Annotated in this window: 17 protein-coding genes; 6 read left to right on the plus strand and 11 right to left on the minus strand. The window is 74.5% G+C overall.

Features of this window, described 5'->3' with window-relative positions:
- Positions 1 to 8 precede the first annotated feature (8 nt).
- From IG64_RS24385 to IG64_RS24420, 8 genes are all read right to left on the minus strand, one after another.
- On the minus strand, positions 9 to 443 hold the full coding sequence (locus IG64_RS24385; protein WP_037859883.1) for a roadblock/LC7 domain-containing protein: 435 nt from the start codon (positions 441 to 443) through the stop codon (positions 9 to 11).
- On the minus strand, positions 440 to 3,352 hold the full coding sequence (locus IG64_RS24390) for a nitrate- and nitrite sensing domain-containing protein (protein WP_037859885.1): 2,913 nt from the start codon (positions 3,350 to 3,352) through the stop codon (positions 440 to 442). Before IG64_RS24390 ends, IG64_RS24385 begins: the two co-directional genes overlap by 4 nt.
- Positions 3,353 to 3,377: 25 nt before the next feature.
- The gene (locus IG64_RS24395) at positions 3,378 to 8,966 is read right to left on the minus strand and encodes a hypothetical protein (RefSeq protein ID WP_420709972.1); all 5,589 of its coding nucleotides are present in this window, start codon (positions 8,964 to 8,966) and stop codon (positions 3,378 to 3,380) included.
- 76 nt (positions 8,967 to 9,042) lie between these two features.
- A complete protein-coding gene (locus IG64_RS24400) occupies positions 9,043 to 9,933 on the minus strand; it encodes a hypothetical protein (protein WP_037859888.1) in 891 nt (296 codons plus the stop codon).
- 139 nt (positions 9,934 to 10,072) lie between these two features.
- A complete protein-coding gene (locus IG64_RS24405) occupies positions 10,073 to 11,599 on the minus strand; it encodes a hypothetical protein (RefSeq protein WP_037859890.1) in 1,527 nt (508 codons plus the stop codon).
- 178 nt (positions 11,600 to 11,777) lie between these two features.
- Positions 11,778 to 12,473, minus strand: a complete 696-nt coding sequence (locus IG64_RS24410; RefSeq protein WP_037859893.1) for a GntR family transcriptional regulator — start codon at positions 12,471 to 12,473, stop codon at positions 11,778 to 11,780.
- 198 nt (positions 12,474 to 12,671) lie between these two features.
- The gene (locus IG64_RS24415; RefSeq protein WP_037859897.1) at positions 12,672 to 14,090 is read right to left on the minus strand and encodes a hypothetical protein; all 1,419 of its coding nucleotides are present in this window, start codon (positions 14,088 to 14,090) and stop codon (positions 12,672 to 12,674) included.
- Between the two features lie 324 nt (positions 14,091 to 14,414).
- On the minus strand, positions 14,415 to 14,807 hold the full coding sequence (locus tag IG64_RS24420) for an ankyrin repeat domain-containing protein (protein ID WP_037859898.1): 393 nt from the start codon (positions 14,805 to 14,807) through the stop codon (positions 14,415 to 14,417).
- A gap of 379 nt (positions 14,808 to 15,186) precedes the next feature.
- Between IG64_RS24420 and IG64_RS24425 the strand changes: the two genes are divergently transcribed.
- Complete coding sequence (locus tag IG64_RS24425) at positions 15,187 to 15,381, plus strand: hypothetical protein (RefSeq protein ID WP_019983932.1); 195 nt, start codon at positions 15,187 to 15,189, stop codon at positions 15,379 to 15,381.
- Positions 15,382 to 15,460: 79 nt separating this feature from the next.
- Positions 15,461 to 17,209: a hypothetical protein gene (locus IG64_RS24430; RefSeq protein WP_078884196.1), complete on the plus strand. Its 1,749-nt coding sequence runs from the start codon at positions 15,461 to 15,463 to the stop codon at positions 17,207 to 17,209.
- Positions 17,210 to 17,337: 128 nt separating this feature from the next.
- Here IG64_RS24430 and IG64_RS24435 read toward each other — a convergent pair whose 3' ends face one another.
- On the minus strand, positions 17,338 to 18,837 hold the full coding sequence (locus IG64_RS24435; protein WP_037859899.1) for a PLP-dependent aminotransferase family protein: 1,500 nt from the start codon (positions 18,835 to 18,837) through the stop codon (positions 17,338 to 17,340).
- A 212-nt stretch (positions 18,838 to 19,049) separates the two neighbouring features.
- Here IG64_RS24435 and IG64_RS24440 point away from each other — a divergent pair, with 212 nt between their 5' ends.
- The 4 genes from IG64_RS24440 to IG64_RS24455 all read left to right on the plus strand — a co-directional run bounded on the left by IG64_RS24440 (position 19,050) and on the right by IG64_RS24455 (position 22,566).
- Positions 19,050 to 19,703: a YczE/YyaS/YitT family protein gene (locus IG64_RS24440; protein ID WP_037859900.1), complete on the plus strand. Its 654-nt coding sequence runs from the start codon at positions 19,050 to 19,052 to the stop codon at positions 19,701 to 19,703.
- Entirely contained in the window at positions 19,700 to 20,467 is a 768-nt protein-coding gene (locus tag IG64_RS24445) for a glycerophosphodiester phosphodiesterase (RefSeq protein WP_037859901.1), read from the plus strand. Before IG64_RS24440 ends, IG64_RS24445 begins: the two co-directional genes overlap by 4 nt.
- A 61-nt stretch (positions 20,468 to 20,528) precedes the next feature.
- Entirely contained in the window at positions 20,529 to 21,875 is a 1,347-nt protein-coding gene (locus IG64_RS24450; protein WP_037859902.1) for an MFS transporter, read from the plus strand.
- A gap of 316 nt (positions 21,876 to 22,191) precedes the next feature.
- The gene (locus tag IG64_RS24455; RefSeq protein WP_003977404.1) at positions 22,192 to 22,566 is read left to right on the plus strand and encodes an RNA polymerase-binding protein RbpA; all 375 of its coding nucleotides are present in this window, start codon (positions 22,192 to 22,194) and stop codon (positions 22,564 to 22,566) included.
- 218 nt (positions 22,567 to 22,784) lie between these two features.
- Here IG64_RS24455 and fxsA read toward each other — a convergent pair whose 3' ends face one another.
- Both fxsA and IG64_RS24465 read right to left on the minus strand, forming a co-directional pair.
- Positions 22,785 to 23,345 (minus strand): FxsA family membrane protein, encoded by a 561-nt coding sequence (fxsA, locus tag IG64_RS24460; protein ID WP_037859904.1) that lies wholly within the window; start codon positions 23,343 to 23,345, stop codon positions 22,785 to 22,787.
- 49 nt (positions 23,346 to 23,394) lie between these two features.
- Positions 23,395 to 24,195: a polyprenol monophosphomannose synthase gene (locus IG64_RS24465; protein ID WP_037859906.1), complete on the minus strand. Its 801-nt coding sequence runs from the start codon at positions 24,193 to 24,195 to the stop codon at positions 23,395 to 23,397.
- Positions 24,196 to 24,265: the final 70 nt, after the last annotated feature.

Genomic DNA, 24,265 nt, shown 5'->3' on the forward strand with positions numbered 1-24,265 from the left:
CCATCCCACTACCCGCCGGCGGGCAGGTCGGTGCGGGGTGCGGCGCCCAGGTGCACTCCGACCCGCTTGACCAGCAGGGTCATCTCGTAGGCGACCTGCCCGATGTCGGACTCGGCGTCGGCGAGGACGGCGAGACAGCTGCCGTCACCTGCGGCGGTCACGAACAGGAAGGCGTCGTCCAGTTCGACGACCGTCTGCCGGACGCTGCCCGCCTCGAAGTGCCGGCCCACGCCCTTGGCGAGGCTGTGGAAACCGGAGGCGACGGCGGCCAGGTGTTCGCCGTCCTCCCGGGTCAGGTCCTTGGACACCCCGGTCGGCAGGCCGTCCCCGGAGAGCACGACGGCCTTGCGGATGGTCGCGACCCGGTCCACGAGGTCGTCGAGGAGCCAGTTCAGTTCCTTCTTGCCGGTGGTGGTGTGGCCGGTCGTCTTCGGTGCGGTCATCGACCGTCCCCCTTAGTCGTTCCTTGTGCTGTGCTGCCGTCGGCGTCGTCGCCCACGGCGTTCTCCTCGCGTCCGCGCCGCCAGCCGCGCTGGAGCGAGGCCATACGGCTGCGTACCTCGTCGGCGTCCCGTTCATCCGGGTCGTCCCCGGCCCCGGGGCGCCGGGGAGTGCGCTTGAGCTGCGGGGCGAGGCTCGCCTGCCGGACGCGGCGGGGCAGCGCCCCGGCGTCGGCGGCGGGCTCGCCGGGTGCGGTGGCGGGTCCCTCGGGCGGGGTGGCGGGCCCGTCTTGGGCGGGCGCGGGCCCCTCGGGTGCGGGCGCGGCACCGGGCTCGCCCGGACCGCCCGCGCCGGGGATCCCGGCGGCCGTTGCCGGGTCGCCGGGTGCCGCGGCGGGCTTCCCGGAGGTCGGGGCACCGGGGGTGTCGCGCGCGGCGACGGGCCTGCGGGTGCGCTGTGGGAGGGCGGCCGGGGGCTGCTCCGGTGGTGCGCCACCGCGCCGACGGGCCGGCAGCTGCGGCGCGGACTCGGACGCGGGGCGGGCGGCCCGCCCGCTGTCCTGCCGGTCCGCGCCCTCGCGCCGCGCCCGCGCGTCGGTGACCGGACGTCCGTGCGAGCTGACCAGCTTGGGCGTCCTGCGCCGGGTGAGGGGGACCGGGCCGTCCGGAGCCTCGTCGCCGCCGGGGCGGTCGGGGGCGCTGCGCGGCCCGGGACCTGGCCGGGACCCGGCGGGGTGGCGCGGGGCCGCCTCGTTCGTCTGGGGCCGGGACGGCGGGCGTGACCGGAACAGGCCGCCGCGTTCGCTGTCGTCCTCGCCGAGGGCGCCGGGGAACTCCTCGAACTCCCCGATGGCGTCGAGGCCGACCGGCGCCTCCAGTTCCACCGGCCCGTCCAGCAGCGAGACCGGCAGACCGGGGAGCTGTACGGGCGTCTGGGAGAGGGCGTTCCTGCGGCCCTCCTCACGATCGGCCTTCGCGGCGGGCCGGTCGAGGCGGAACCCGACCCCGTTGGTGTCGGGGACGTCATCGGTCAGCAGCGCGTCCGGGATGAAGACCACCGCGGTGGTGCCGCCGTACGGGGACGGCTGGAGCGAGACGCGGACGTTCTGCCGCTGGGCGAGCCGGCTGATCACGAACAGGCCGAGCCGGTCGGTGTCCGACAGTTCGAACTCGGGGGTCTCGGCGAGCCGCAGGTTGGCGTCCAGCAGGGTCTCGGCGGCCATGCCCAGGCCCCGGTCATGGATCTCCAGGGTGAACCCGTTGGCGACCCGTTCGCCGACCACCTGCACCGCGGTGTGCGGCGGCGAGAACACCGTGGCGTTCTCCAGGAGTTCGGCGACGAGGTGGGTCAGGTCGGCGACGGCGGGCCCGGTGAGGGCGACCCGGGGAAGCCTGCGGACCTCGATGCGTTCGTAGTCCTCGACCTCCGCGACCGCGGCGCGGACGACGTCCATCAGCTGGACCGGTTTGCGCCACTGCCGGGACGGAGCCGCACCGGAGAGGATCACCAGTCCCTCGGCGTGCCGGCGCATCCGCGTGGTGAGGTGGTCCAGGCGGAACAGGTCGGCGAGTTCCTCGGTGTCCTCCGTCCGGCGCTCCATGGCGTCGAGGAGGGTGAGCTGCTTGTGCAGCAGGACCTGGCTGCGGCGGGCGAGGTTGACGAACACCTCCGAGACACCGGCGCGGAGTTCGGCCTGTTTCACGGCTGCCTCGACGGCGGCCCGTTGCAGGGTGTTGAGGGCCTGGCCGACCTCGCCGATCTCGTTCTTGTCGTACTCCAGGCGCGGCGCCTCGGTCTCCACGTCGACCTGCTCGCCGGCCGACAGGCGGCGCATCACGCTGGGCAGGCGGACCCCGGAGGCCTCGTGGGCCTCCACGCGGAGCTGCCGCAGGTCGCGGACGAGCCCGCGCCCGATGCGCACGGACAGGACGAGGGAGACCAACAGCGCCAGCAGCCCGAGGATGCCGACGGCGGCCGCCCGCAGGATGACGTGCGTGGCGACCGGGTCCGTCCGGTCCTGGAAGCGGTCCTCCGCGCCGTCCTGGAGGGTGCCGAGGTCGTCGAGCCCGTTGGCGGCGGCGCTGTCCCAGCTCTTCGCGGTGACGCCGCGCGGCGTGCCGGGCGCGGTGGAGACGGCGGCCCGCTCGGCCACCCGCAGCGGGGCGGACGCCGCGTTCGCCCAGAAGCGCTGGTAGCGGCTGCGTTCGGCGGCGGGCAGCAGCGGCAGGTTCACGTCGTACAGCAGGGACCGCTGGGCCACCAGTGCGGCGACGGCGCGGCTCTCGTCGCGGGTGAGGGTGCCGACGACCAGGGAGGAGCCGAGCAGCGCGTCCTCCCGGGAGAGGAGTTCACGGGCCCGGGAGAGGTTGACGAGGGCGCGGTACTGCTTGTCGAGTTCGACGTCGTCGATGACACGGAGGCCGGCGAGCAGGCCGTAGCAGGGGTCGACCAGACGGTTGTAGAGGTCGAGTGCCTGGGCGCGGCGGACGGTGCCGTCCTCGACGCTGCGGCGCAGGGAGTCGAGCCCGTCCAGGGCGTCCAGCACGGCGGTCAGCCGTCCCTCGCCGCCGGTGCCCAGCGCGTGGCGGACGTCGCCGTCGCTCGCGTTGCGGCGCAGGTCCAGGACGGCCCGGTCGGTGGCCGTCCGGCTGCGCCGCAGGGCGGCCAGGGCGTCCGAGGCGCGGGGGTCGGCGAGGTGGACGAGCGTCTGACGGCGCTCCTGCTGCAGGACGCGGACGGTGTCCTCGGTGGGGTAGGCGATCTTCTCCACCACGGAGGACGAGTTGAACAGCCGGCCGGCCTGCCGTCCCGTGATCACGGTGGCGAAGGCCCACACGGCCGTCAGGGACAGCAGCGGCACGAGGAGGAGCGCCACGATCTTCCTGCGGATGGACTTCCCGCGAAAGCGCATGGCCTCCCCCAGCTCGCCCCCTCCGTCAGGGGGTACACGTGTACGTCAACAAACGGCGCGAGCCTACTACCGACACACAGGTAACTCGAAGGGGCGGCCGGAGGGCGAACGTCCGCACCGGCGCGAAGAGAGGGGGAGTTGTCCGGGCATGGCGGGAGATGACGCCCGCGACACCGGGGTGGCGGACCGGCCGGAACGGGCCGGGCGCACCCGCCGGTTGGCCGAGATCATGCGTCTGCCGGGAATCTTCACGAAGTGCCGTTCGTCCTACTCCATGGGGCAGGAGGCGGAATCGGCCACTGGAGCCGCGTCCCGCACCTGGGCGGCGTAAGACAGCGCAAGCCGGGCAGCCAATGGGGAGCCGGTTTCCACGGACACCGGGGCGAGCGGCCTGCCGGCGGTGGGGAGTGACGGGTTGATGGACGCGACGGGGCGGCGCGAGAGGGCCGCCGGAAGCGGTACGGCGCAGGCGGCGGGGCGGACCGTACCCGGGGCACGGGATCACGGGGCACCGGATCACGACATTCCTGGGACCGGGAGCGACCGGCGGGGCGCGGGCGGGCGGGCGTACCCGGCGCAGGCAGGCGAATCGGCGGGACAGCCCGTGTACAAGCCGCTGTGGGTCGAGGAGCCCGCGCGGCGGCGCAGAATGCCGGATCCGGTGCGCGAGGCGGCGGTGCGGGCGGTGCTGATCATCGCCGTGACGCTCATCCAGGCCGTGGTGGCGTTCCTGTGCACCCTGGCCGGGTCCTGGCTGGCCTTCCCCATGGTCCTCAGCAGTGTGGGGAGCACGGTCGTCGCCACCTGGGCGGTGCTCGACGTCTGGGTGACCCGCCAGGTCTGGAACCAGCGCCATGGCGTCGTCTCCGCGCCGAACAGCACCGCGCGCGCCCTGCGGCGCGAGCGGCGCCGGGCCCGGCGGGAGCGGCGGGCGGCGGAGCGCACGCAGGAGCGAATACGCCGACAGGGCGGCGCGGGGCGGTTGTCGCACCCCTAGGGCACGTTTCGAAAGTCCCGCCTGCCCCGCGGCGCCTGGCACGCGCGCTCGCCGCGTTGTCGGGATCGTCCACGTACGCCCGGTACGAGGACGACCCTCCGCCAACTCCGCCAGCGCGGTCGTGTCGAACAGGCCGGTGGTGTAGAGGAGCTGGACGCCCAGCGCGTCGGAGACGGCGCGCTGCAGCTCCAGCAGGTAGGTGGCGTTGGCGCGGCCGATGGGGTTGTCCAGGAACAGGGTGCCCGCGTGGCGGTGCTTGTCGCGGCCCCGGTCGTTGGAGCGCAGGGCCGCCATCGTGCAGTACAGGGCGATGGCGGCGGTGAGCAGCTGGCCGCCCGAGAAGACGTCGCCCATCTGCCCGACGGGCACGCGCTCGGCGCGCAGCACGGCGTCCGGCTTGAGGATCTCCACGGCGACGCCCCTGGGCTGGAGCGCGGCGGCCACACCGCGCAGCAGCAGGGACACGCCGTCACGGCGCAGGTCGGAGTTCTTCTTCACGGCGGCACGGGTGGCCTCGTCGATGACCTCGCCGAGGCGTTCGGTGAGGGTGGCCTGGTCGGGTTCCTCGAAGCGGATGCGCAGGAACTCCTGCCCCGACCACTCGCCGAGCCCCTCGGGCAGGCGGGACAGGCGCTGGGCGGATCGGAGGGTGGCGAGCGCGGACTCCACCAGGCCGCGCAGGCGGTCCACGATCGAGTCGCGGTTGCGTTCGAGCTGGGCCAGCTCGTCGGTGAGGACGCGGAGCCGGGGCGCGAAGGCCTCGGCCCACTTGCGGGCGTGCTCGGGCAGGGCGGAGGCGGGCAGTTCGCGGATCTGCTGCCGGGCGGGGGTGCGCACCTGCTCGTAGCGGGTGGAGTTGGCGTGCCGGACGAGGACGTCGCTCGCCTCGCGCACGGCGGATTCGGCGGCGGACAGGTCGGCGGCGCAGCCGCGCAGCGACCGGCGGGCCTCGGCCGCCGCCTGCCGGGCGGCCTCCGGGCTGCCGGGGTACGGCTCGGTCTCCTCCTGTTCCTCCTCACCGGTGTGTTCGCGCAGCAGGTCGCGGAGCATGGCGGCGATCTCGTCGAAGCCGCCCGCCGCGTCCTCGGCGGCGCGGTGGGCGTCCAGCAGCTCGCCGTGGGCTTCGCGGGCCCGGGCCAGCGCCTCGGTGCGCGAGGTGAGTTCGGCGGTGGCGGTGCGCAGCAGGGTCTGGGCGTGCTCGGCGTCGCCCGGGAGCAGTTCGCCGGGCAGTTCGGTGTGGGCCTCGGCGTCCTCGGGTGCGAGCCGTTCGGCCTCGCCGCGCAGCCGGCCGAGCTGCTCGCTCGCGGTGGACATCCGGGTCTCCAGGAGCTGCACCAGCTCTTCGGCGCGGGCCGCGGCGGCCTGCCGGGACGGGCCGTCGGAGCCGTCGGGTGAGGCGAGGAGCTGCTCCGCGCGGGTGCGGACCTTGTTGCTGAGGCGGTCCAGTTCGGCGCGGGCGGCGCTCTCGTCGCTCTCCGCGCGGGCCTGTTCGGCGCGCAGGTCGGCACCCACGCCGACCTTCTCGTAGAGCTGGGAGGCCGCCCGGTAGGCCTCACGGAGGGCGGGCAGGGACGCCTTGGGCTCCTCCCCTTCGGTCTCGGGCACGTCGTCGGGGGCGCCGGCGATCTCGGAGCGCTCGGCGCGCAGCGCGCGGGCGGTGCGGCGGGCGTCGTCGGCGGCGCGCTGGGCGGCGCGCCGGTCCTCGTCGGCCGCCCGGGCGCGCTCCAGGCAGGTCTGGGCGCGGGCCTCCGACTCGGCCGCCTCGTCGGCCAGTTCGCGCAGTCTGGCCTGCCAGCCGGCGCGCTCGCGCAGCCGGAAGGCGAGTCCGGCCAGGGCGTCGGCGGCGCGCCGGGCCTTCTGCGCGGTCTCCTGCCGTTCGTCGCGTGCCCGGGCGGCCTCGGCGGCGGTGTCCTCCGCCTGGGCGCGGGCGGCCCGGGCCTCGGCCAGCTCGGCCTCTGCCTCCTCGGCGAACGCGCGCGTGTCCTGGGCGCCGCGGGCCAGTTCGGCGAGCCGTCCGGCGGGGCAGCCGGTGCGCCAGGAGGCGAGCCGGGCGGTCAGCTCGCGGTCCTTGCCGAGCCGGGCGGCGAGGCGGCGGATCTCCTCGTCGCGTTCGGTCGCCCGCGCGCGCAGCGCCTGCCGTTCCTCGTCGGCGGCGTGCTCGTCGTGCATGGCCGGGTTCGGCGGGACCAGGAAGACGCCGGTGACCGTGGCGTCCGTGGCCGGAGTGGGGGCGAGCAGGGCCGCCGCGGTGCCGACGGCGACGGCGGAGCGGGGCAGCAGCGCCGCGTCGGCCAGGGCGTCCCGGGCGCGGGCGTGCGTGTCCGGGTCGGTGATGATCACGCCGTCGACGAGTTCGGGCCGGGCGGCCAGTACGCGCGCGTGGTCGGCGGGGTCGACGGCCTGGGCGAGGTAGCGCCAGCCGGGCAGGGCGGGGATGCCGTGCTCGCCGAGGAACTCGACGGTGGCCAGCACGTCGGGACCGGGCGGAAGCAGACCGCCGTCGCCGAGGGCGCCGAGGATGCGGGAGTCGTCGGCCGCGGCCGTGCGCAGTTCGAACAGGTGCCGTTCGGCGGAGGAGACCGCGTCGTCCAAAAGCGCGCGCAGTTCGTCAGCGAAGCGGTCCAGGTCCTCGGCGGTCAGGGGTGTGCCGGCCGGGCGGCGCGGGCCGTCGGCGGGTGCGCCCGGCACGGACGCCGGTGTGCGCCCTGGGGCCGCCGGGTCCTCCGAGCCCGTGCGCGGGCCCGGCACGCCGGGCCTCCCGGCCGCGGGGGCGGCCGGGAGGCTCAGCAGCTCCGCGAGCCGCTGCTCGCCCGCCAGCGCCTCGGCGGTGCGCCGTTCGGCCTCGTAGGCCCGCTGCGCCGCCGTGGCCGCGTCGGCCGCGCGGGCCGCGGTGAGTTCCGCGCGGGACTCCGCCGAGGCGGTCTCGCGCGCGTGTTCCGCCGCCCTGCGGGAGGCCTCGCGGGCTTCGTCCCAGGCGGCGACGGCCGTCTTCTCGGCGTCGCTTGCGGCCAGGGCGGCGCGGGCCGGGTCGGCGTCGGGGGCGCTGTCGTCGAGCCAGCCGGCGCGGACGGCCTCGGCGGTCTCCTGCTCGACCTCGGCGAGCCGCTGGCGCAGGTGGCCGGCCTCGCTTCGGGCGCGCTGCGCCTCGGTGGCGGCGGCGGTCGCGTCCCGGTGGGCCGTCTCGCCCGCCTCCTGGAGCTGTGCGGAGCGCTCCTCGCCTTCGTTGGCGAGGGCTTCGGCGCTGCTCGCCGCCGCGTGCAGGGCCCGTACGAGGTCCACGGCGGCCCGGGCGCGGGCGGCGAGCGCGGGGGCCGCGTCCCGCTCGGCCTCCTGGATGGCGGCGGAGACGCGGGAGACGCGGTCGGCGGCGGCGCGGTGGCGCAGCACGGACTCGGCGGCCTGCCAGGCGGAGTACAGGGTGCGGGCGTCGGCCAGTTCCCGTTTCTGCGCGGCGGCGGACTTCTCGGCGGCGGCCAGGGCCAGCGACGCGTGCCGGTAGGCGAGTTCGGCGGCGATCAGGGCGCTGCGCTCGCGGGCGCCCTCGGAGTGGGTCACGGCGTGGGCGGCGGCGGTGACGCGCTGGGCGAGGTCGGCGGCCCGTACCCGCTCCTGCGCCGCCCGCGCGGACAGCCGCCGTGCGAGGGTCCGGGTGCGGCGTTCGGCTCCGGCGTGGATGTCACGCGCGCGGGTGCGGGCCTCGGCGGCCTCGACGATCCGGCCGAGCAGGTCCACCGAGCCGGCGGTGAAGTCCCGTTCGGCGATCAGTTCGGCGCGCCGGCCCAGTTTGCTGCCGAAGCCGCTGACCAGGTCGGCGAGTCCGTCGGTGTCGCGGGTGTCGGTGACGGCGCGCAGCAGCAGGTCGGTGAAGTCGGAGTCCTTCTTCACCGCGAAGAGGCCGGCGGCCTCGCCCTCGTCGGCGTTCATCTCCCGCTGGTACCGGAAGAGTTCGGGGTCGAGTCCGAGGTCGCCGAGGTGTTCGATCCACCGGTCGTGGATCTCCTCCCAGTGCGCCTCCAGGTGCGGGTAGGCCTTGCCCGCCTCGGTGAGGGCGTCCCGGAAGCCCTTCATGGTGCGGCGCCGGCCCCGCGCGCCGGAGGTGCCCTCGGCGGGCGGGCGCACGGAGGTGGCCTCGGCGACGGGGAGGTTGTCCAGGGTGAGTCCGGGGCCGGGCCGGAAGGAGTACCAGGCCTCGGCGAACTTGCGCGGGTCGTTGGAGACCTGCCGCCCGCGCCACTCGCTGACCTTGCCGACGACGACGCACTCGCCGGTCTGCACGTGCTGCCACTCCAGGGCCACGTGCCCGCAGTCGTCCGCGAGCAGGAACTTGCGCAGCACGCCGGAGCTGGCGCCGCCCAGGGTGTTGCGGTGGCCGGGCAGCATCACGGAGAAGATCAGCTTGAGCAGGACCGACTTGCCGCCGCCGTTCTCCAGGAAGAGCACGCCCGCGGGTGCGGGGCGGCGCGGCGGGCCGGCCGGCTCCTCCTCGAAGAACTCCGCCTGGGTGGGCGCGGGGTCGGGCACCGGCTCGCCCACACCCCGGAGGTCGAGCACGGTGTCGGCGTAGCGCGCACCGGCGGGACCGATGGAGTAGAGGCGGACCCGGGACAGCTCGTACATGGCGGACTCTCGTCAGTTTTCTGGCGGTTCGGGGGATTCGGTGCAGGGGTCGGGCGCGGATGTTCGGCGCGGACGTTCAGCGCTGGGCGGGACTGTGGAAGGGCAGTCCGGCGTCGGCCACCAGTTCCAGGTCGTCGGTGTCCTCGGCGGGCAGCAGGCTCGCCGTGCCGTCGGTGACGGGGACGACGCCCAGGTCGAGCAGTTCGGCCATGGCGGCGCCACCGGCCATGTCACGCACCTGGAGCTGGTAGCGGGCCGTGGTGCGGTAGGTGCCGCCGCTCTCGTCGCCGGTGCGCTGCAGGAACCCGGAGTCGGTGAGGAACGCCAGGGCCTTGGCGACGATGCCGGTGGTGGAGGCGGCCGGACGGCGGGCGTCCTTGGTGGCACCGGTCGCGCTGCGCCGGGCCCAGATCCGCCAGGCGGCCTCCAGGCCGGGGGCGCCCGTGGCCGGGTCGGTGTTCTCGCCCTGCTCCTCGGCGCGTTCCTCCAGGCGGCGGCAGGCCTGGCGGACGAAGGCGTCGACGCCGTTGACCGTGACGCGGCCGATGTAGCCGTCGTCGGACAGGTCCTCGGGGCGCGGGAAGGCGAGGGCGGCCACGGCGAGGTGGGCGAGGCCGTGCAGGAAGCGGTCGCCGGAGTCGGCGGCGGTGCGCCGGGCGTAGTCGCCCATGCGGACGGCGAACACGGAGTCCTCGGCGGCGGTCACCGCCATGCCCGCGCGCGGGGACACCTCCAGGACGACCAGTCCGAGGCCGGCGGCCACGGCGTCCGCGAGGCGGGCGAACGCCGGGTCCTCGCGGTGGCGGCGCAGCAGGTCGGCGTACTCCTGGTCCCGCGCGGGCTGCAGTCTGGGCTGCAGGCCGAAGGCGACGAGCCGGGCCGCGTCGGCGGCGTCGGCGGGGGTGACGGCGCCGGTCGCGGACGGGGCCGGGGTCTCCGCCTCGCTCCACTCGACGTGCTCACTCACTGCTGGGGCTCCTTGTCGCGCTCTCGCTCACTCGTGCTGCTTCCGTCCGGCCCGGGGCTCGTGCGGCTGACGCCCGGCTCGCGTCTCGTGCCGCTCACTCCCGGCTCAGCGGTCATGCCGCTCACGCCCGGTCGGCGGCTCATGCCGCTTCCGTCCGGTCCGCCGCCATCCCGGCCGCGTCCAGCAACGCGGTGCCGACGATCAGGTCGGCGCCGCCGAACTCCGGGTCGTCCAGCTCCGTGCCGTCGTCCACGGCGAAGAGCAGCTTCTCCTCGCCCTGCCGGTAGGCGGTGCCGACCGGCGGGCTGGCCGCGTGCACGGCGAGCAGCGCCACCAGGTACGGGAGGTCCGCGTCCGTGCGGCGGGCCTCGGCGAGCAGCCCGGACAGCCGGCGCGGGGCGTCGGCGGGCAGGTCCAGCAGCTCCATGGCGGCCGCCAGCTGCTCCTCGCTGAACCGGCTGTCGTCCGGTGTGGCGATCAGGTCGGGTTCGGGCATCTCGGCGCCCAGGTGCTCCCGCTCCACGGGCGGTGTGAGCAGGATGCCGACGAGGTCGCAGACCCGGACGGAGACGGGGGTGCGCAGCCCGGTCCCCCGGGCGAAGAAGGCGTCGGTGACCCGGATGGCGCTCTCCAGCGGCAGCGGCAGGGTGGGGGCGAGCAGGTGGCCGTAGAGGTCGGTCCCGGAGCTGGTGGTGGGGGTGGCGAAGGCCTGCCGGTCCTGTTCGGCGCGGAAGAGGGGGCCGGCCTCCAGCAGCCGGGACTGGAGCTGGGTGTGCCGGCGGATGCAGTCCTTGACGATGTCGACCAGCTCGGCGGCGCGCCGCTTGTGCTCGGGTTCCTCGGTCTCGTCGCGGGCCTTGCGGATGTTGGTCAGGATCGCGTTCTCGTGCCGGTAGCGGTCGGCGACGTGGTCCAGTGCCTCGGCGATCATGTCGGGTACGGCGCTGAGCCAGTCCACCGCGCGGACGTTGCGCCGGGTGGCGTCCAGGGCTCTGCGCAGGGTCTCCGAGTACTGCACGGTCCGGTAGCGGGCCTGCTCGGCGGCGAGCTGGGCGTCGGCGAGCCGGCCGCGGCTGATGAGCACCTCCAGCTTGACCTCGGCGGCGATCTGGGCGCTGGTGACGTCGGTGTCCAGGGCGCCCACGAGGACGTTGACCGCCTCGTCGGTGGTGCGCAGGTAGACGCTGCCGCCGGGGCCGGGCACCTCCTCGATCAGCTTGAAGTCGTAGTCGCGGCGCACATAGGTGCCGTCGGGCGCGAACGTGCCGTACACCGCGCGGAAGCCGCGGTCGGCACTGCCCACGTTGATCAGGTTCTCCAGGACCCAGCGGGCGACGCGCTCGTGCTCGGCGGCGGGGCGCCGGGGGGCCTGGGCGGCGACGCGCGGGACGAGCCGGGCCACGATCTGGTCGTGGTCGGCGCCGGTGTCGAAGTCCATGTTGAGCGTGACCAGGTCGATGGCGGCGAGCGCGATCTCCGCCATGCCGTACACCGAGTACTCGCCGGCGAGGTTCGCCTTGCGCGCGTCCAGGTCGTGCAGCGGGGCGGTGCACGCGAGCGCGCGCAGCCGCCGCGCCAGTCCCTCGTCGGCGGCCGGGCCCGGCGCGGGGCGCGGCCCCGCGCTGAACTGGGGCGGAACGCTGTCCGTCGATGCAGGCGAAGTCACGGTGCACAGACTAGGTCCTCGGTCCGACAACGACCCAAACGGCGCAGACGCGCCCCCTGCGCCGGGGCCGGACGACCGCTCTCCGCCGTCGGGGGACCGGGGCGGGCGCGCGCCTGCGGCGCCGGCGATCGGGGCCGCGCCCGTGCACGCCGCCGCGGGAGCCGGTGCGGTCGGGCCGCTACACGCCCTCGCCGACCCGCCGCCGGTACACCTCGACCACCTTCTCCAGCGAGTCGTCGAGGTAGACGGCGAGCTGCTTCTCCGCCTGGTGCCGGTCGCCGCTGCGGAGGATCCGCAGGAGCTCCTGGTTGCGGGTGAGGTAGGGCTCGTGCAGCCGCCGCGGGTCGTCCACGACGTGGAAGGCCAGGCGCAGTTCGGCGAAGACGCTGCGCATCAGCTCGTCGGTGCGCTCGCTGCCGGCGAGCGCCACCAGTTCCCGGTGGAAGTGGATGTTGGCGGTGCCCAGCGTCTTCCAGTCGGCTTCGAGCGCGGCCCGCCGCCCCTCCTCGACGGCCGCGGCGACACCGTCGAGCGCGTACGGCGGCTCCCCCAGGCCGCGTACGACGGCGCATTCGACGAGGCGGCGGGTGCGGTAGATGTCCTCGACGTCCTCGACGGCCAGGACGCGTACGAAGACGCCGCGGTTCAGTTCGTGGACGAGCAGCCGCTCGTGCGTGAGCAGCCGGAACGCCTCGCGCAGGGTGTTGCGGGAGACGCCGAGCGCGCCGCCGATGCTGTCCTCCGACAGCCGGGTGCCGGGCGGGAAGTAGCCCTCGGCGATCCGGCTTCTGAGGATGTCCGAGACGCGCTCGGCGGTGCTGGTGCGCCCCAGCAGGACGCGGTCGTCTGCCAGCGACGTCAACTGCTCTGCCATGCCCGGAATTCAACCGCAGACAAGAGGACAAGACAATAGAGGTATCGCGGGATCGTTCAACGATCCTCGGCCTTCCTCGCCGCCGCGCACGGCTCAGTGGAGGAGCAGGTCCGCGGGGGCCCGAGCGGACGGGCGTCGTCCGCCTCGCGCGGGGCGGGCGGCACGGGAGGGACGGGCGGCGAAGGGCCGTCCCGTCGCTCACCCCGTGGAGATGTCGGGCTCGATCCGGCTGCGTACGGCCGTCTGCACCTCGTCCTCCTCGGCCGGGTCGGCGGCGAGCCGGCGCAGTTGCTCCACGACGCGCTGGTCGGCTGTCTCGGCGTGCCGGGCGGCCACTTCGCGGGTGCTCTCCTCGCAGTCCCACAGGCATTCGACGGCGAACCCGGCGGGGAAGGAGGGGTCGGTCGCGGCCAGGGCGCGGGCGGCGCGACCGCGCAGATGGGAGGAGGCGGTCTCGCGGTAGACGTGCCGCAGGACGGGCGCGGCACAGGCGATGCCCAGTCGTCCGGCGCCGTCCACGAGGGTCCACAGGGCGGGCGCGTCGGGGCCTTCGCCCCGGACCGCCTCCCGCAGGGCGGACAGGACCAGGTCGCGGTCGCCGGCCCCGCCGCGGCAGGCGAGCATGCGTCCGGCGGCGGCGCCCAGCGGATCGGGACGGCCCGCCCAGGCGCGCGCCCGGTCGACGGCGGCGACGCTGCGCATGCGTTCGAAGGCGTCGAGGGCCGCCTCGGCCACGGCGGCCGAGCCGTCGCAGACGGCCGACTCGATCAGGTCCAGCGTGTGCGGGTCGTTGCCGTCGGCGAGGTAGCGCAGGGCGGTGCACCGGGCGCCGTCGGTGCCCTGGCGGGCGGCCGTGAGGATCTCCGGCCGGTCCTCGGGGCCCGCCACGGCGGCCAGGCAGCGGGCGGCCGGGACATGGAGGGCCGCGCCGCGCTCGACACCCTGCTGGGCCCACTCGAACACGGCCCGCACGCTCCAGCCCGGCCGGGGCCCGGCCGGGCGCATCTGCCGCTGCCAGCGGTCGAAGCTGCCCGTCTCCTGCGCGGCACGCACCCGGGAGGCGATCGACGGGCGCGGATCCTCGGCCCACAGCCGCCAGGGCCGGGGCTCGAAGGCGTCGCGGACGGTGGCGGCCAGCTCGGCGTCGCCCTCGGCGCCGGTGGCGAAGCGGGCCAGGACGGGCGCGGCCAGGGCGCGCAGGCCGGCGTCGTCGTCGCGCAGCGCCAGCTCGTCCAGGGCCCAGCTCCAGTTGGCGCCGGTGGCGGCGTACCGGCGCAGCAGGGCGAGCGCGTCGCGGCGGCCGTAGGAGGCCAGGTGCCCGAGGACGGCGAGGGCGAGTCCGGTGCGGGACTCGTCGGTGTCGACGGCGTCCTCGGGGTCGAAGAGGTGCGCCTCGATCGCGTCCAGTTCGGCGTGCAGGTCGAGCAGGAGCCGGGCGTAGTACAGGGAGCGGTTCTCCACCTGCCAGTCGTGGCGGGGGTCGTGCAGCACACAGTGATTCAGTGCCGCGAGCGCCTCGGCGCGGGGGGCGGTGAGCGCGTGCAGAGTGCCGTCGCCGCGGCCCCGCTGGAGCAGGCCGAGCAGCGTGCCGCTGGGCGCTATGACCGGATCGAACATGGGAAACAGCCTCACATCAAGCGTCGACGCAACCGGGGAACGCGCACTACCTGGCCGCGTGACAACACGTCGGGGCGCCCGCCGTCTCTTGCTCTCTGTAGACCATCTTCCTCTGCCTCTCGTCGGTGGCCCATGCGGACCGCTTCACGGCCCGCGCGGTGCGGCAACACCTGCCCAGCCATCGCGTCCGTGAATCACGACGTCATGATGACCCGGCGCCTGCGCTGCCGCGACCGAAATTTCCGGCGGCCCCGTACCGCCTCCCCCGTATTTGGTGTCATGGCTGGTTCAATGGGCCGTTTCAGATGCTCACGGCCCGTGCGTTCACTGCTCTCCGAACAGGCGCAGCAGCTCCGTACGGCCGAACATCCTGGCCGTGTCCAGGGCCGAGGGCGTGCCCGCGGTGGGGTCCGCGCCGCCCTCGAGGAGGGCTTCGATCACCTGCTGCTCGCCCTTGAAGACCGCTCCCGCGAGGGGGGTCTGGCCGCGGTCGTTGACGCGGTCGGCCTGGGCGCCGCGGGCCAGCAGCGCGCGGACCGCGTCGGCGTGGCCGTGGTAGGCGGCGAGCATCACGAGGGAGTCGCCACGGTCGTTGGTGAGGTCGGCGGGTACGCCCGCGTCGACGTACGCCACGAGCGCCTCGGTCCGCCCCTGCCGGGCCAGATCGAAAATCTTGGTCGCCAGCTCCACGACCTCGGGGTCGGGGGCATCACTCATCGGCCGGACCGCCTCTCACTGCTCACTGCGACTTCGGGGACTGTGGGTACTGCTGGGGCCCGCGCAGGTACCGCCGGAAGCCGCGCGGCTCTGCCGGGGACTGCGGGGAGCAAGCGTACGGCCGTGAGCGCGGATCGGCCGTACGGGTGAATCGCCAGGGTACTGGCTCGGCCGGGGCGGAACCCGGCGCACCGCAGGTGAAGATCAGCACGGACCGGGCCGCATGGGGCAGGGCGCCGGGCCGCCGTCGGCGCGGACCCCGTCCCCGGAGAGCGTTACGTGGCATTTCACCCAGTTGCACCTTTTGTCATACAGATACATGCTGTGATCCTGGAAGGACTCAGGGTGACCGTCCCCCTTCGACACCAGGAGATCTCACATGATCCTCTCCATCTCAGGCGTCGTCCTGTTCGGCGTCATCGGCTTCATCTTCTTCCGCAAGGACGGACTGAAGCCCTCCCACGCGTGCGTGTCGACTCTGTTCGGCTTCTACCTCGCGAGCACCGCGATCGCGCCGAGCATCAGAGCCGGCGGCGAGAGCCTGGCCAGCCTGCTCGGCGGCATGAGGTTCTGACGTCCCCCTCCCCGAGGACTCCGACAAGCTCCGTCCAGGGGGCGCCCCCGCCGCCCCTGAGCACTCCCAGGAGGCAGCAGTGGCCCGGCGCCCCCTCCCCCGCATCCTGAGCACAGGCGGCGCTCAGCTGGCCCGGAGCCGGGAGCTGGCCCGGACCGCGGCCGACAGCGCCACGGACGTCCTGCACCCGCTGATCACCATCGCCCGCGGTCTGCGCCGGCTCGCCGCCGCCGGCCGGCGCAGATGGGCCCAGACCCCCAAGGACCGGCGGGGACCGCTGCTGTTCCTGGTGGCCTCGGTGATCCTGGTGGTGGCGCTGGTGCCCTACGGTCCGCTGCTGGCCGCGGTGGTGGTGACGGGGGCGGCGGCCTGGCACGGCCGGGACCGCACGCCGCCCGAGCCCGTGGACGGCGACGAGCCGCGCAACCAGCGCCTGGGCGCGCTGTACGAGGCCCTGGTCCCGTACTTCTCCGCCGCCGAGGACCCCTCCCCGCTGTACGCGCACGGCGGCGAGTGGGAGAAGGCCTTCCCCTCCTACGCCTTCGACGACTCCGGGCGCGTCTGCCATCTGCTGATCCGCTACCCGGCGTACTTCACCGACGGCGAGCCCGAGGCACGCGCGCGGATCGAGCACCTGCTGACCGCCAAGGCCGGCCGCGGCCGGGAGTACCTCTTCGTCTGGGACGAGGAGGGCAACGAACTCGCCCTCACCGCGCTGGCCCCGCTGCCCACCGGCATCGCCGCCCAGCGGTTCGTCACCGCACCGGGCGAGACGGTGCTCGGCTTCACCGATCCGAGCGAGGTCCAGCGCACCCTGCCGCTCACCTACGGCGAGGAGCAGCACGACGTGCCGCCGGTCGTCTGGCGCACCGGGCTGCGCTCCACCGAGCCCCACCTGCTCGCCCTGGGCCAGCCGGGCAGCGGCACCTCCACGCTGCTGCGCTCCCTCGCCCTCCAGGCGCTCCAGCACGGTGACGTCGTGATCGTGGACGGCGGCGGCACCGGCGAGTACGCCTGCCTGACCGGCCGGGACGGCGTCCTCGCGGTCGAGTGCGGGCTGGCCGGGGTGCGCACGAGCCTGGAGTGGGCGGCCACCGAGACCGAGCGCCGGCTCATCGCCGTCAACCGGGCGCGCCAGGTGGGCCACCCGCCGCCGGAGGACACCAGGCGCCCGCTGTGGCTGCTGCTCGACCGGCCGACCGCGTTCACGCACCTGGCCGCCGCGGACGGCCGCGAGGACCCGCAGGCGCTGCTCCAGGTGCCTTTGCGGCACGGCCGGGCGGTCAACGTCACCGTCGTGGTCGCCGAGCAGTTCGACTGCGCGGAGGCGCTCAGCGACGCCCTGCGGCAGCACACCCGCGCGCGCGTGGTGCTCGGGCCCGCCACGGCGGAGCAGGTGAAGGCCGTGCTCGGCGCGCCGCCGCACACCACGCCGCTCTCCGTCGTCCCGCCGGGCCGCGGGTACGCGCGGCTGGGCACGGGGGCGGTGCACCGACTCCAGGTGCCGGCCACCCCCGACCCGTACGACGACTCCACGAACGAGGTCCTGCGCCGGGCGGTGCAGGAACTGCTGCCGCCGAAGACGACGCCGGCGGACGGCGAGACGGTCCCGGACCCGGCGCCGCCCGGGAAGACGGCTGTGAAGGTGACGAAGTCCGCGGAGGAGGCGGAGGAGGTCCTGGGGGCGGACGAACCCTTGGAGGCGGACGGGCCCGTGGGGGCGGTGAGGTCCTCGAAGGCCGTCTCTTCGGGGGCGGTGGAGCCCCTGGAGCCCCTGGAGGCCGTGGAGGCCGCCGTGACGGAGGCGGCCGTGGCCGAGCCGTCCTGACCGGCGGCCGCACCTCCCCGGCGGGAGGCGGGACCGTGACCGCTCCGGCTCCAGGGCGCCCGCCGCCGGGGAGGTACGGCGCACCGCGCCGGAGTCGCCCTCGTCGGGGCGGCCCGCCTCCCGCGGGCCTACGCCACGAACGTCCTGGGCGACTCGCCGCCCCCCGTCGCGCCCGACTCCACCATCCGGGCCGCGGCCGCCAGACGCGTCGCCGCTTCGTCCGCCACCGCCCCGGTCACGGTGAACGGCAGCCGGACGTACCCCTCGAAGGCGCCGTCGACCCCGAAGCGGGGCCCCGAGGGGACCCGGACGCCGACCCGCTCCCCCGCCTCGGCCAGGCGGGATCCCGACAGACCGCCGGTGCGCACCCACAGGGTGAGGCCGCCCCGGGGCACCTCGAACTCCCAGTCGGGCAGTTCCCGGCGGACCGCCGCGACCAGCGCGTCGCGGTTGCCGCGGGCCTGGCCCCGGCGGACCTCGACGGCCTGCTCCCAGCCGCCCGTGCTGAACAGCCAGTTGACGGCCAGCTGTTCCAGCACGGGGGTGCCCAGGTCGGCGTAGGCGCGGGCCGCGACCAGGCTGCGGATCACGTCGGGGGCCGCCCGCACCCAGCCGATCCGCATCCCCGCCCAGAAGGCCTTGCTGGCGGATCCCACGGTGATCACGGTGGAGCCCGCCGGGTCGAAGCCGCACACCCGCCGGGGCATCTCCACGTCCGGGTCCAGGTACAGCTCGCTCATCGTCTCGTCGACCACGAGCACCGTTCCGGCGGACCGGGCCGCCTCCACCAGGCGGCGGCGCTGGTCCTCGTCCGCCAGGGCACCGGTCGGATTGTGGAAGTCGGCGACGACGTAGGCGATCCGGGGCGCGGCCTCCCGCAGCACCTGGCGCCAGCGGTCCACGTCCCAGCCGGTGAGCCCCTCGGCCATCGCGACGGGCACCAGCCGGGCCCCCGCCTCGCGCATCAGCTGGAGGATGTTGGCGTAGGACGGCGACTCCACGGCGATGCGCTCGCCCCGCCCGCCGAAGAGGTGGCAGATGGCGTCGATGGCGCCCATGGCACCCGTGGTCACCATGATCTGCTCCGGCATGGTCGGGATGCCCCTGGCGGTGTACCGGTCGGCGATCATCGAGCGCAGCGCGGGCAGGCCCGCCGGGTAGTCCCCGTGCGTGTGGGCGTAGGGCGGCAGCTCGTCCAGCGCGCCCTGGACCGCGCGGGTGAGCCACGGCTCCGGGGCCGGCAGGGCGGCGGTGCCCAGGTCGATCATCGAACCCAGGGCTTCTGGCGGCAGGGGCTCGAGCCCCCGGGCGGGCAGCGGGTTGCCGGCCGGGACCGCGGTCCAGCTGCCCGCCCCGCGCCGCGACTCCAGGAAGCCCTCGGTGCGCAGCGCCTCGTAGGCGGCGGCGACGGTGGTGCGGCTGACGGACAGGGCGAGGGCCAGTTCGCGTTCGGCGGGCAGCCGCGCGGCCACCGGGACCCGGCCCTCCAGGACCAGCAGCCGGACACCGTCGGCGAGCGCACGGTAGGCGGGCGGGCGGCGCGCACCGGGACCCGCCGGGCGCCCCTGCTGGGAGGTGAGCAGCCGGGCGAGCTGCGTGGCACCCACCGCCGAGGTCCACTGCGCCATGATGATCAGTCCACCTTCCCCGAATTGGCCATGGAGAGGTCGCTTCCCCACGCCACAGAGTGGCACGGGTCAGGCCACTTCCACCATCCGGGTCTCCATGTGGCCGCCACCGGCCCACGCCCGGAGCCGACCGGTCCACCACCGACCCGCCACCAGGGCCACCATCGGCCCGCCACGACGGCCACCACCCGGCCCACCACCAGGGGGAAACCTTGTCCATACCGGACCGCCTCGGGCGGCGACTCGTCCAGCTCTACGCCGGCCTCGCGCTGTACGGCGCCAGTTCCGCGCTCCTCGTCGAGGCCGGGCTCGGGCTGGAGCCCTGGGGCGTCCTGCACCAGGGCCTGGCCGAACTGTCCGGTCTGACGATCGGTGTCGTGTCGATCATCGTGGGAGCGGTGGTGCTGCTGCTGTGGATCCCGCTGCGCCAGCGGCCGGGCCTCGGCACCGTCTCCAACGTCTTCGTGGTCGGACTCGCCATGGACGGCACCCTCGCCCTGGTCCCCGATGCCCGCGCTCTCGCGGTGCGGATTCCGCTGCTGGTGGCGGGCATCCTGCTCAACGGTGCGGCGACCGGCCTGTACATCTGCGCCCGTTTCGGTCCCGGCCCCCGGGACGGGCTGATGACGGGGCTCCACCGGCGTACCGGCCGCTCGATCCGCCTGATGCGCACGGCCGTCGAGGTGGCGGTGGTGGCCACCGGCTTCCTCCTCGGCGGCACGGTCGGTGTCGGCACCCTGCTCTACGCCGTCTCCATCGGGCCGCTGGCCCAGCTCTTCCTGCGGGTGTTCGCCGTGCCCGGGACCGCGGGCGGCGGTCCGGTCATGTCCGGCGGTACACCCGAAGGGGCGATACTGCGTCCGTGACCACGCTCGTACGCCACCCCTACCTCGACCACCCGGGGCCCCTCGCCTTCGCGCACCGCGGCGGGGCGGCCGACGGGCTGGAGAACACGGCGGCCCAGTTCCGCAGGGCGGTCGAACTCGGCTACCGGTACATCGAGACCGATGTGCACGCCACGGCCGACGGAAGACTGGTCGCCTTCCACGACGCGACGCTCGACCGCGTGACCGACGGCGCGGGACGCATCGCCGACCTGCCGTGGGCCGAGGTGCGCCACGCGCGGGTGGCCGGCCGCGAACCGGTGCCGCTCTTCGAAGACCTGCTCGCGGCGTTTCCCGGGGTGCGGTGGAACGTGGACGTCAAGGCGGAGCCCGCCCTGCTGCCCCTGCTGGACGTGCTCGACCGGGCCGACGCCTGGGGGCGGGTGTGTGTCGGGTCGTTCTCCGAGGCGCGCGTCGCGCGGGCGCAGCGCCTGGCGGGGCCGCGCCTGGCGACGTCGTACGGCACGCGCGGGGTGCTGGGGCTGCGGCTGCGCTCCTGGGGCGTGCCGGCCGTGCTGCGCCGGTCCGCCGTGGCCGTGCAGGTGCCGGTGGCGCAGTCGGGTGTCCCGGTGGTCGACCGCCTGTTCCTCCGCGCGGCCCATGTGCGGGGGCTGCACGTGCACGTGTGGACCGTCAACGAGCCCGGGGAGATGCACCGGCTCCTGGACCTCGGTGTCGATGGCATCATGACCGATCACATCGACACGCTGCGCAAGGTCATGGAGGAGCGGGACGTCTGGGTCTGAGCCCGGCCGCGACCGTCCGCGAGGTCCGTGCGGCGACCGGGGCGAAGGAGCGGGGGCGCGGGTGGGCAGCGGCACCGTGCGGGCACGGCAGGACGAGGGGAGCGCCGCGCGGCGGCGCGAGCAGCACGGCTGGTACTTCTACGACTGGGCGTGCTCCGTCTACTCGACCAGCGTGCTCACCGTGTTCCTGGGCCCCTACCTGACCTCGGTGGCGCGGTCGGCGGCGGACGCCGACGGGTTCGTGCACCCGCTGGGGATCCCGGTGCGGGCCGGGTCGTTCTTCGCTTACTGCGTCTCGGTGTCGGTGGTCGTGGCGATCGTGGTGATGCCGGTCGCGGGCGCCGCCGCCGACCGCACCGGCCGCAGGAAGCCGCTGCTCGCGACCGCCGCCTACGTGGGCGCGGCGGCCACGACGGCCCTCTTCCTGCTGGACGGCCACCGCTACCTGCTCGGCGGCCTCCTGCTGATCGTCGCCAACGCGTCGGTCGCGGTCTCGATGGTGCTCTACAACTCCTACCTGCCGCAGATCGCGCATCCCGACGAACGGGACGCGGTCTCCTCCCGGGGCTGGGCGTTCGGCTACGCGGCCGGTTCGCTGGTGCTCGTGGCGAACCTGGTGCTGTTCACCGCCCACGACTCCTTCGGTGTGTCGGAGGCCATGGCCGTGCGCATCTGCCTGGCGTCGGCGGGGCTGTGGTGGGGCCTGTTCACCCTGGTACCGCTGAAACGGCTGCGCGACCGGCGCCCGGACCGCGCCGCCCCGCCGGGGCGCGGCCGGCGGCAGCTCGCGGCCACCTTCCGGGACATGCGGGGCAAACCGCTCACCCTGGCCTTCCTGCTGGCGTACCTCGTCTACAACGACGGCATCCAGACGGTGATCTCCCAGGCGTCGGTGTACGGCTCACAGGAGCTGGGACTGAGCCAGTCGACGCTGATCACGGCCGTGCTGATGGTGCAGGTCCTGGCGGTCGCCGGGGCGCTGGGCATGGGACGGCTGGCCCGCAGGTTCGGGGCGAAGCGGACGATCCTCGCATCCCTGGCCGCCTGGACGCTCACCCTGGGCGCCGGGTACTTCCTCCCGGCCGGGGCGCCGGTGTGGTTCTTCGTGCTGGCGGCCGGGATCGGGCTCGTCCTCGGCGGCAGTCAGGCGCTGTCCCGGTCCCTCTTCTCGCACCTGGTCCCGCCCGGCAAGGAGGCCGAGTACTTCTCGGCGTACGAGATGAGCGACCGGGGCATGAGCTGGCTGGGGCCGCTGCTGTTCGGGATCACCTACCAGCTGACCGGGAGCTACCGGGACGCGATCGTCTCCCTGGTGGCGTTCTTCGTGATCGGGTTCGCGCTGCTCGCGCGGGTCCCCGTGGCGCGGGCGATCCAGAGCGCGGGCAACGCGGCGCCCGGCCGGATCTAGGTCCGGCCGGACCTGGCGCCGAAGGCGCCGGATTTAGCGCTGGAGGCGAAAGGGCTGTAGTGTACGCGTTTGGCCTGCCAGGCGTACCGTTACTGCGCGTCAAAGATGCCGAAACGCTGGGTGACATCTCCTTTCAGATGTGACAAACCGGGCGCCGGTGGGTACTGCACTGGTTGACAAGGCTGCGGCTACGACGGCGACACATGACCCGGAACGGGACATCGGAACGGGAATCTTTACCGCCGACCGGACGTTGACCGGATGACGACGACAGCGACACCTGTCCTGTGGGCGACAAGCCCGGGAGGCACGATTCATGAGTGAGCGAGCTCTTCGCGGCACGCGCCTCGTGGTGACCAGCTACGAGACGGACCGCGGCATCGACCTGGCCCCGCGCCAGGCCGTGGAGTACGCATGCGAGAAGGGGCACCGCTTCGAGATGCCCTTCTCGGTCGAGGCGGAGATCCCGCCGGAGTGGGAGTGCAAGGTCTGCGGGGCCCAGGCACTCCTGGTGGACGGCGACGGCCCGGAGGAGAAGAAGGCCAAGCCTGCGCGCACGCACTGGGACATGCTGATGGAGCGGCGCACCCGTGAGGAACTCGAAGAGGTCCTCGAGGAGCGTCTCGCCGTACTGCGGTCCGGGGCGATGAACATCGCCGTTCATCCCCGGGACAGCCGCAAGAGCGCGTAGTCCCCGCGGGGGCTCGGGCCGGTCACCAGCGCACCTCAACAGGGAACGGGCGCCGTACGTGGATTCACGTACGGCGCCCGTTTCGCGTGTCCGTGGCGGGTTTCGCCCCTCCGGCACCCGGTGCCCGCCCCGTCACGACGCCCGGGACTCCACCGGTCCGCCCCGGGACCCTCGGTCTGCCCGGGTCTCACCGGGTCAGCGGCGGGTCCGCCCGGGTCTCACCGGGTCAGCGGCGGGTGCTGTGCGCGCGGGGCGTCGCCCGGCTCGTCGTCCCTGATCACCTCGCCCGGCACGACCTTGCCGTCGGGGCGGTGCATGCGGGCCTGCTGGAAGGCGTCCCCGAGGGTGCCCGGCGCGGCCGCGCGCAGCCTGCGGTCGACCGTGCGCTGCGCGAACCGGCCGACGGCCCGCTGGACCGGCGGGACCAGCAGGAGCAGACCCACCGCGTCGGAGATCATGCCGGGGATCATCAGGAGCAGACCGCCGAGCATCATCAGGCCGTTGCCGCCGCGCCGGTCGGACGGGGTGGCACCGCGCTGAAAGGCCTCGTTGAGGTTCTGGAAGGCGCGGCGGCCCGCCCGCTTGATCACCACGGCGCCGAGCACGAAAGCGGCGACCAAGAGCAGGAACACCGTGAAGCCTCCGGCCGCGGCGGCCACCAGCGTCAGCAGCCAGATCTCCAGCACCAGCCACACGGCGACGGCCGCCGGCAGAAACCTGCGCAGCCGCGAGTGCCGGGGCCTGGTGGAGTACGGAGAGGTCGGAGCGCCTGTCGTCATACTCCCAGTGTGCCTGGGCGCGGCTCAGGACGGGATAAGAGGGCAGTGCCTAGGCCTGCGGGCCGCCGCCCCGGCCGGTGAGCCTGGTCACGCGTTCGCCCACGCCCCAGGACGTGACCCGCCACAGCGCCTCCGCGACGATGTCCCGGCTCATCTTGGAGTCGCCCAGTTCCCGCTCCACGAACGTGATGGGCACCTCGACGACGTGGAAGCCGGCCTTGATCGCGCGCCTGGCCAGGTCGACCTGGAAGCAGTACCCCTGCGAGGCCACCTCGTCGAGGCCCAGGCCCTCCAGGGTCTCCCGCCGGAACGCCCGGTAGCCGCCGGTCACGTCGCGGATCGGCACGTCGAGCATGAGGCGCGAGTAGGTGCTGCCGCCGCGGGAGAGGAACTCGCGGGACTTCGGCCAGTTGACCACGCGGCCGCCCGGCACCCAGCGGGAACCGAGGACCAGGTCGGCGCCCTTGAGGGCGGTCAGCAGCCGGGGAAGCTCCTCGGGCTGGTGGGAGCCGTCGGCGTCCATCTCGACAAGCACGCCGTAGTCGCGTTCCAGACCCCAGCGGAAACCCGCGAGGTAGGCGGCGCCGAGGCCTTCCTTGCCCTTGCGGTGCAGTACGTGGACGTGTCCGTCCTCCGAGGCCAGCTCGTCGGCGAGCTTGCCCGTGCCGTCGGGGCTGTTGTCGTCGGCCACCAGGACGTGCGCGTCGGGGACGGCCTTGCGGACCCGGCCCACGATCGTGGTGATGTTCTCCGCCTCGTTGTAGGTCGGGATGATCACCAGCGCGGTGCCTAGCGGACCGAACCGCCTCTCCTGGGACCCAGCCGCGGGGGTGCCGTCGCCGTGGTTCACTACTGCCCCTTCATGTCCGTACGCAGGGGACCACCATAGTGGCCAGGGCCTGCGAGGATGTGACACCACG

The organism is Streptomyces sp. NRRL S-340 (assembly GCF_000720185.1).
Taxonomy (GTDB): Bacteria; Actinomycetota; Actinomycetes; order Streptomycetales; family Streptomycetaceae; genus Streptomyces.

Excerpts from the sequence above, each read along its gene's own strand:
- IG64_RS24385 (WP_037859883.1), bottom strand. The coding sequence starts at position 443 with ATGACCGCACCGAAGACGACCGGCCACACCACCACCGGCAAGAAGGAA.
- IG64_RS24390 (WP_037859885.1), bottom strand. The coding sequence starts at position 3,352 with ATGCGCTTTCGCGGGAAGTCCATCCGCAGGAAGATCGTGGCGCTCCTC.
- IG64_RS24395 (WP_420709972.1), bottom strand. The coding sequence starts at position 8,966 with ATGTACGAGCTGTCCCGGGTCCGCCTCTACTCCATCGGTCCCGCCGGT.
- IG64_RS24410 (WP_037859893.1), bottom strand. The coding sequence starts at position 12,473 with ATGGCAGAGCAGTTGACGTCGCTGGCAGACGACCGCGTCCTGCTGGGG.
- IG64_RS24415 (WP_037859897.1), bottom strand. The coding sequence starts at position 14,090 with ATGTTCGATCCGGTCATAGCGCCCAGCGGCACGCTGCTCGGCCTGCTC.
- IG64_RS24420 (WP_037859898.1), bottom strand. The coding sequence starts at position 14,807 with ATGAGTGATGCCCCCGACCCCGAGGTCGTGGAGCTGGCGACCAAGATT.
- IG64_RS24425 (WP_019983932.1), top strand. The coding sequence starts at position 15,187 with ATGATCCTCTCCATCTCAGGCGTCGTCCTGTTCGGCGTCATCGGCTTC.
- IG64_RS24435 (WP_037859899.1), bottom strand. The coding sequence starts at position 18,837 with ATGGCGCAGTGGACCTCGGCGGTGGGTGCCACGCAGCTCGCCCGGCTG.
- IG64_RS24455 (WP_003977404.1), top strand. The coding sequence starts at position 22,192 with ATGAGTGAGCGAGCTCTTCGCGGCACGCGCCTCGTGGTGACCAGCTAC.
- fxsA (WP_037859904.1), bottom strand. The coding sequence starts at position 23,345 with ATGACGACAGGCGCTCCGACCTCTCCGTACTCCACCAGGCCCCGGCAC.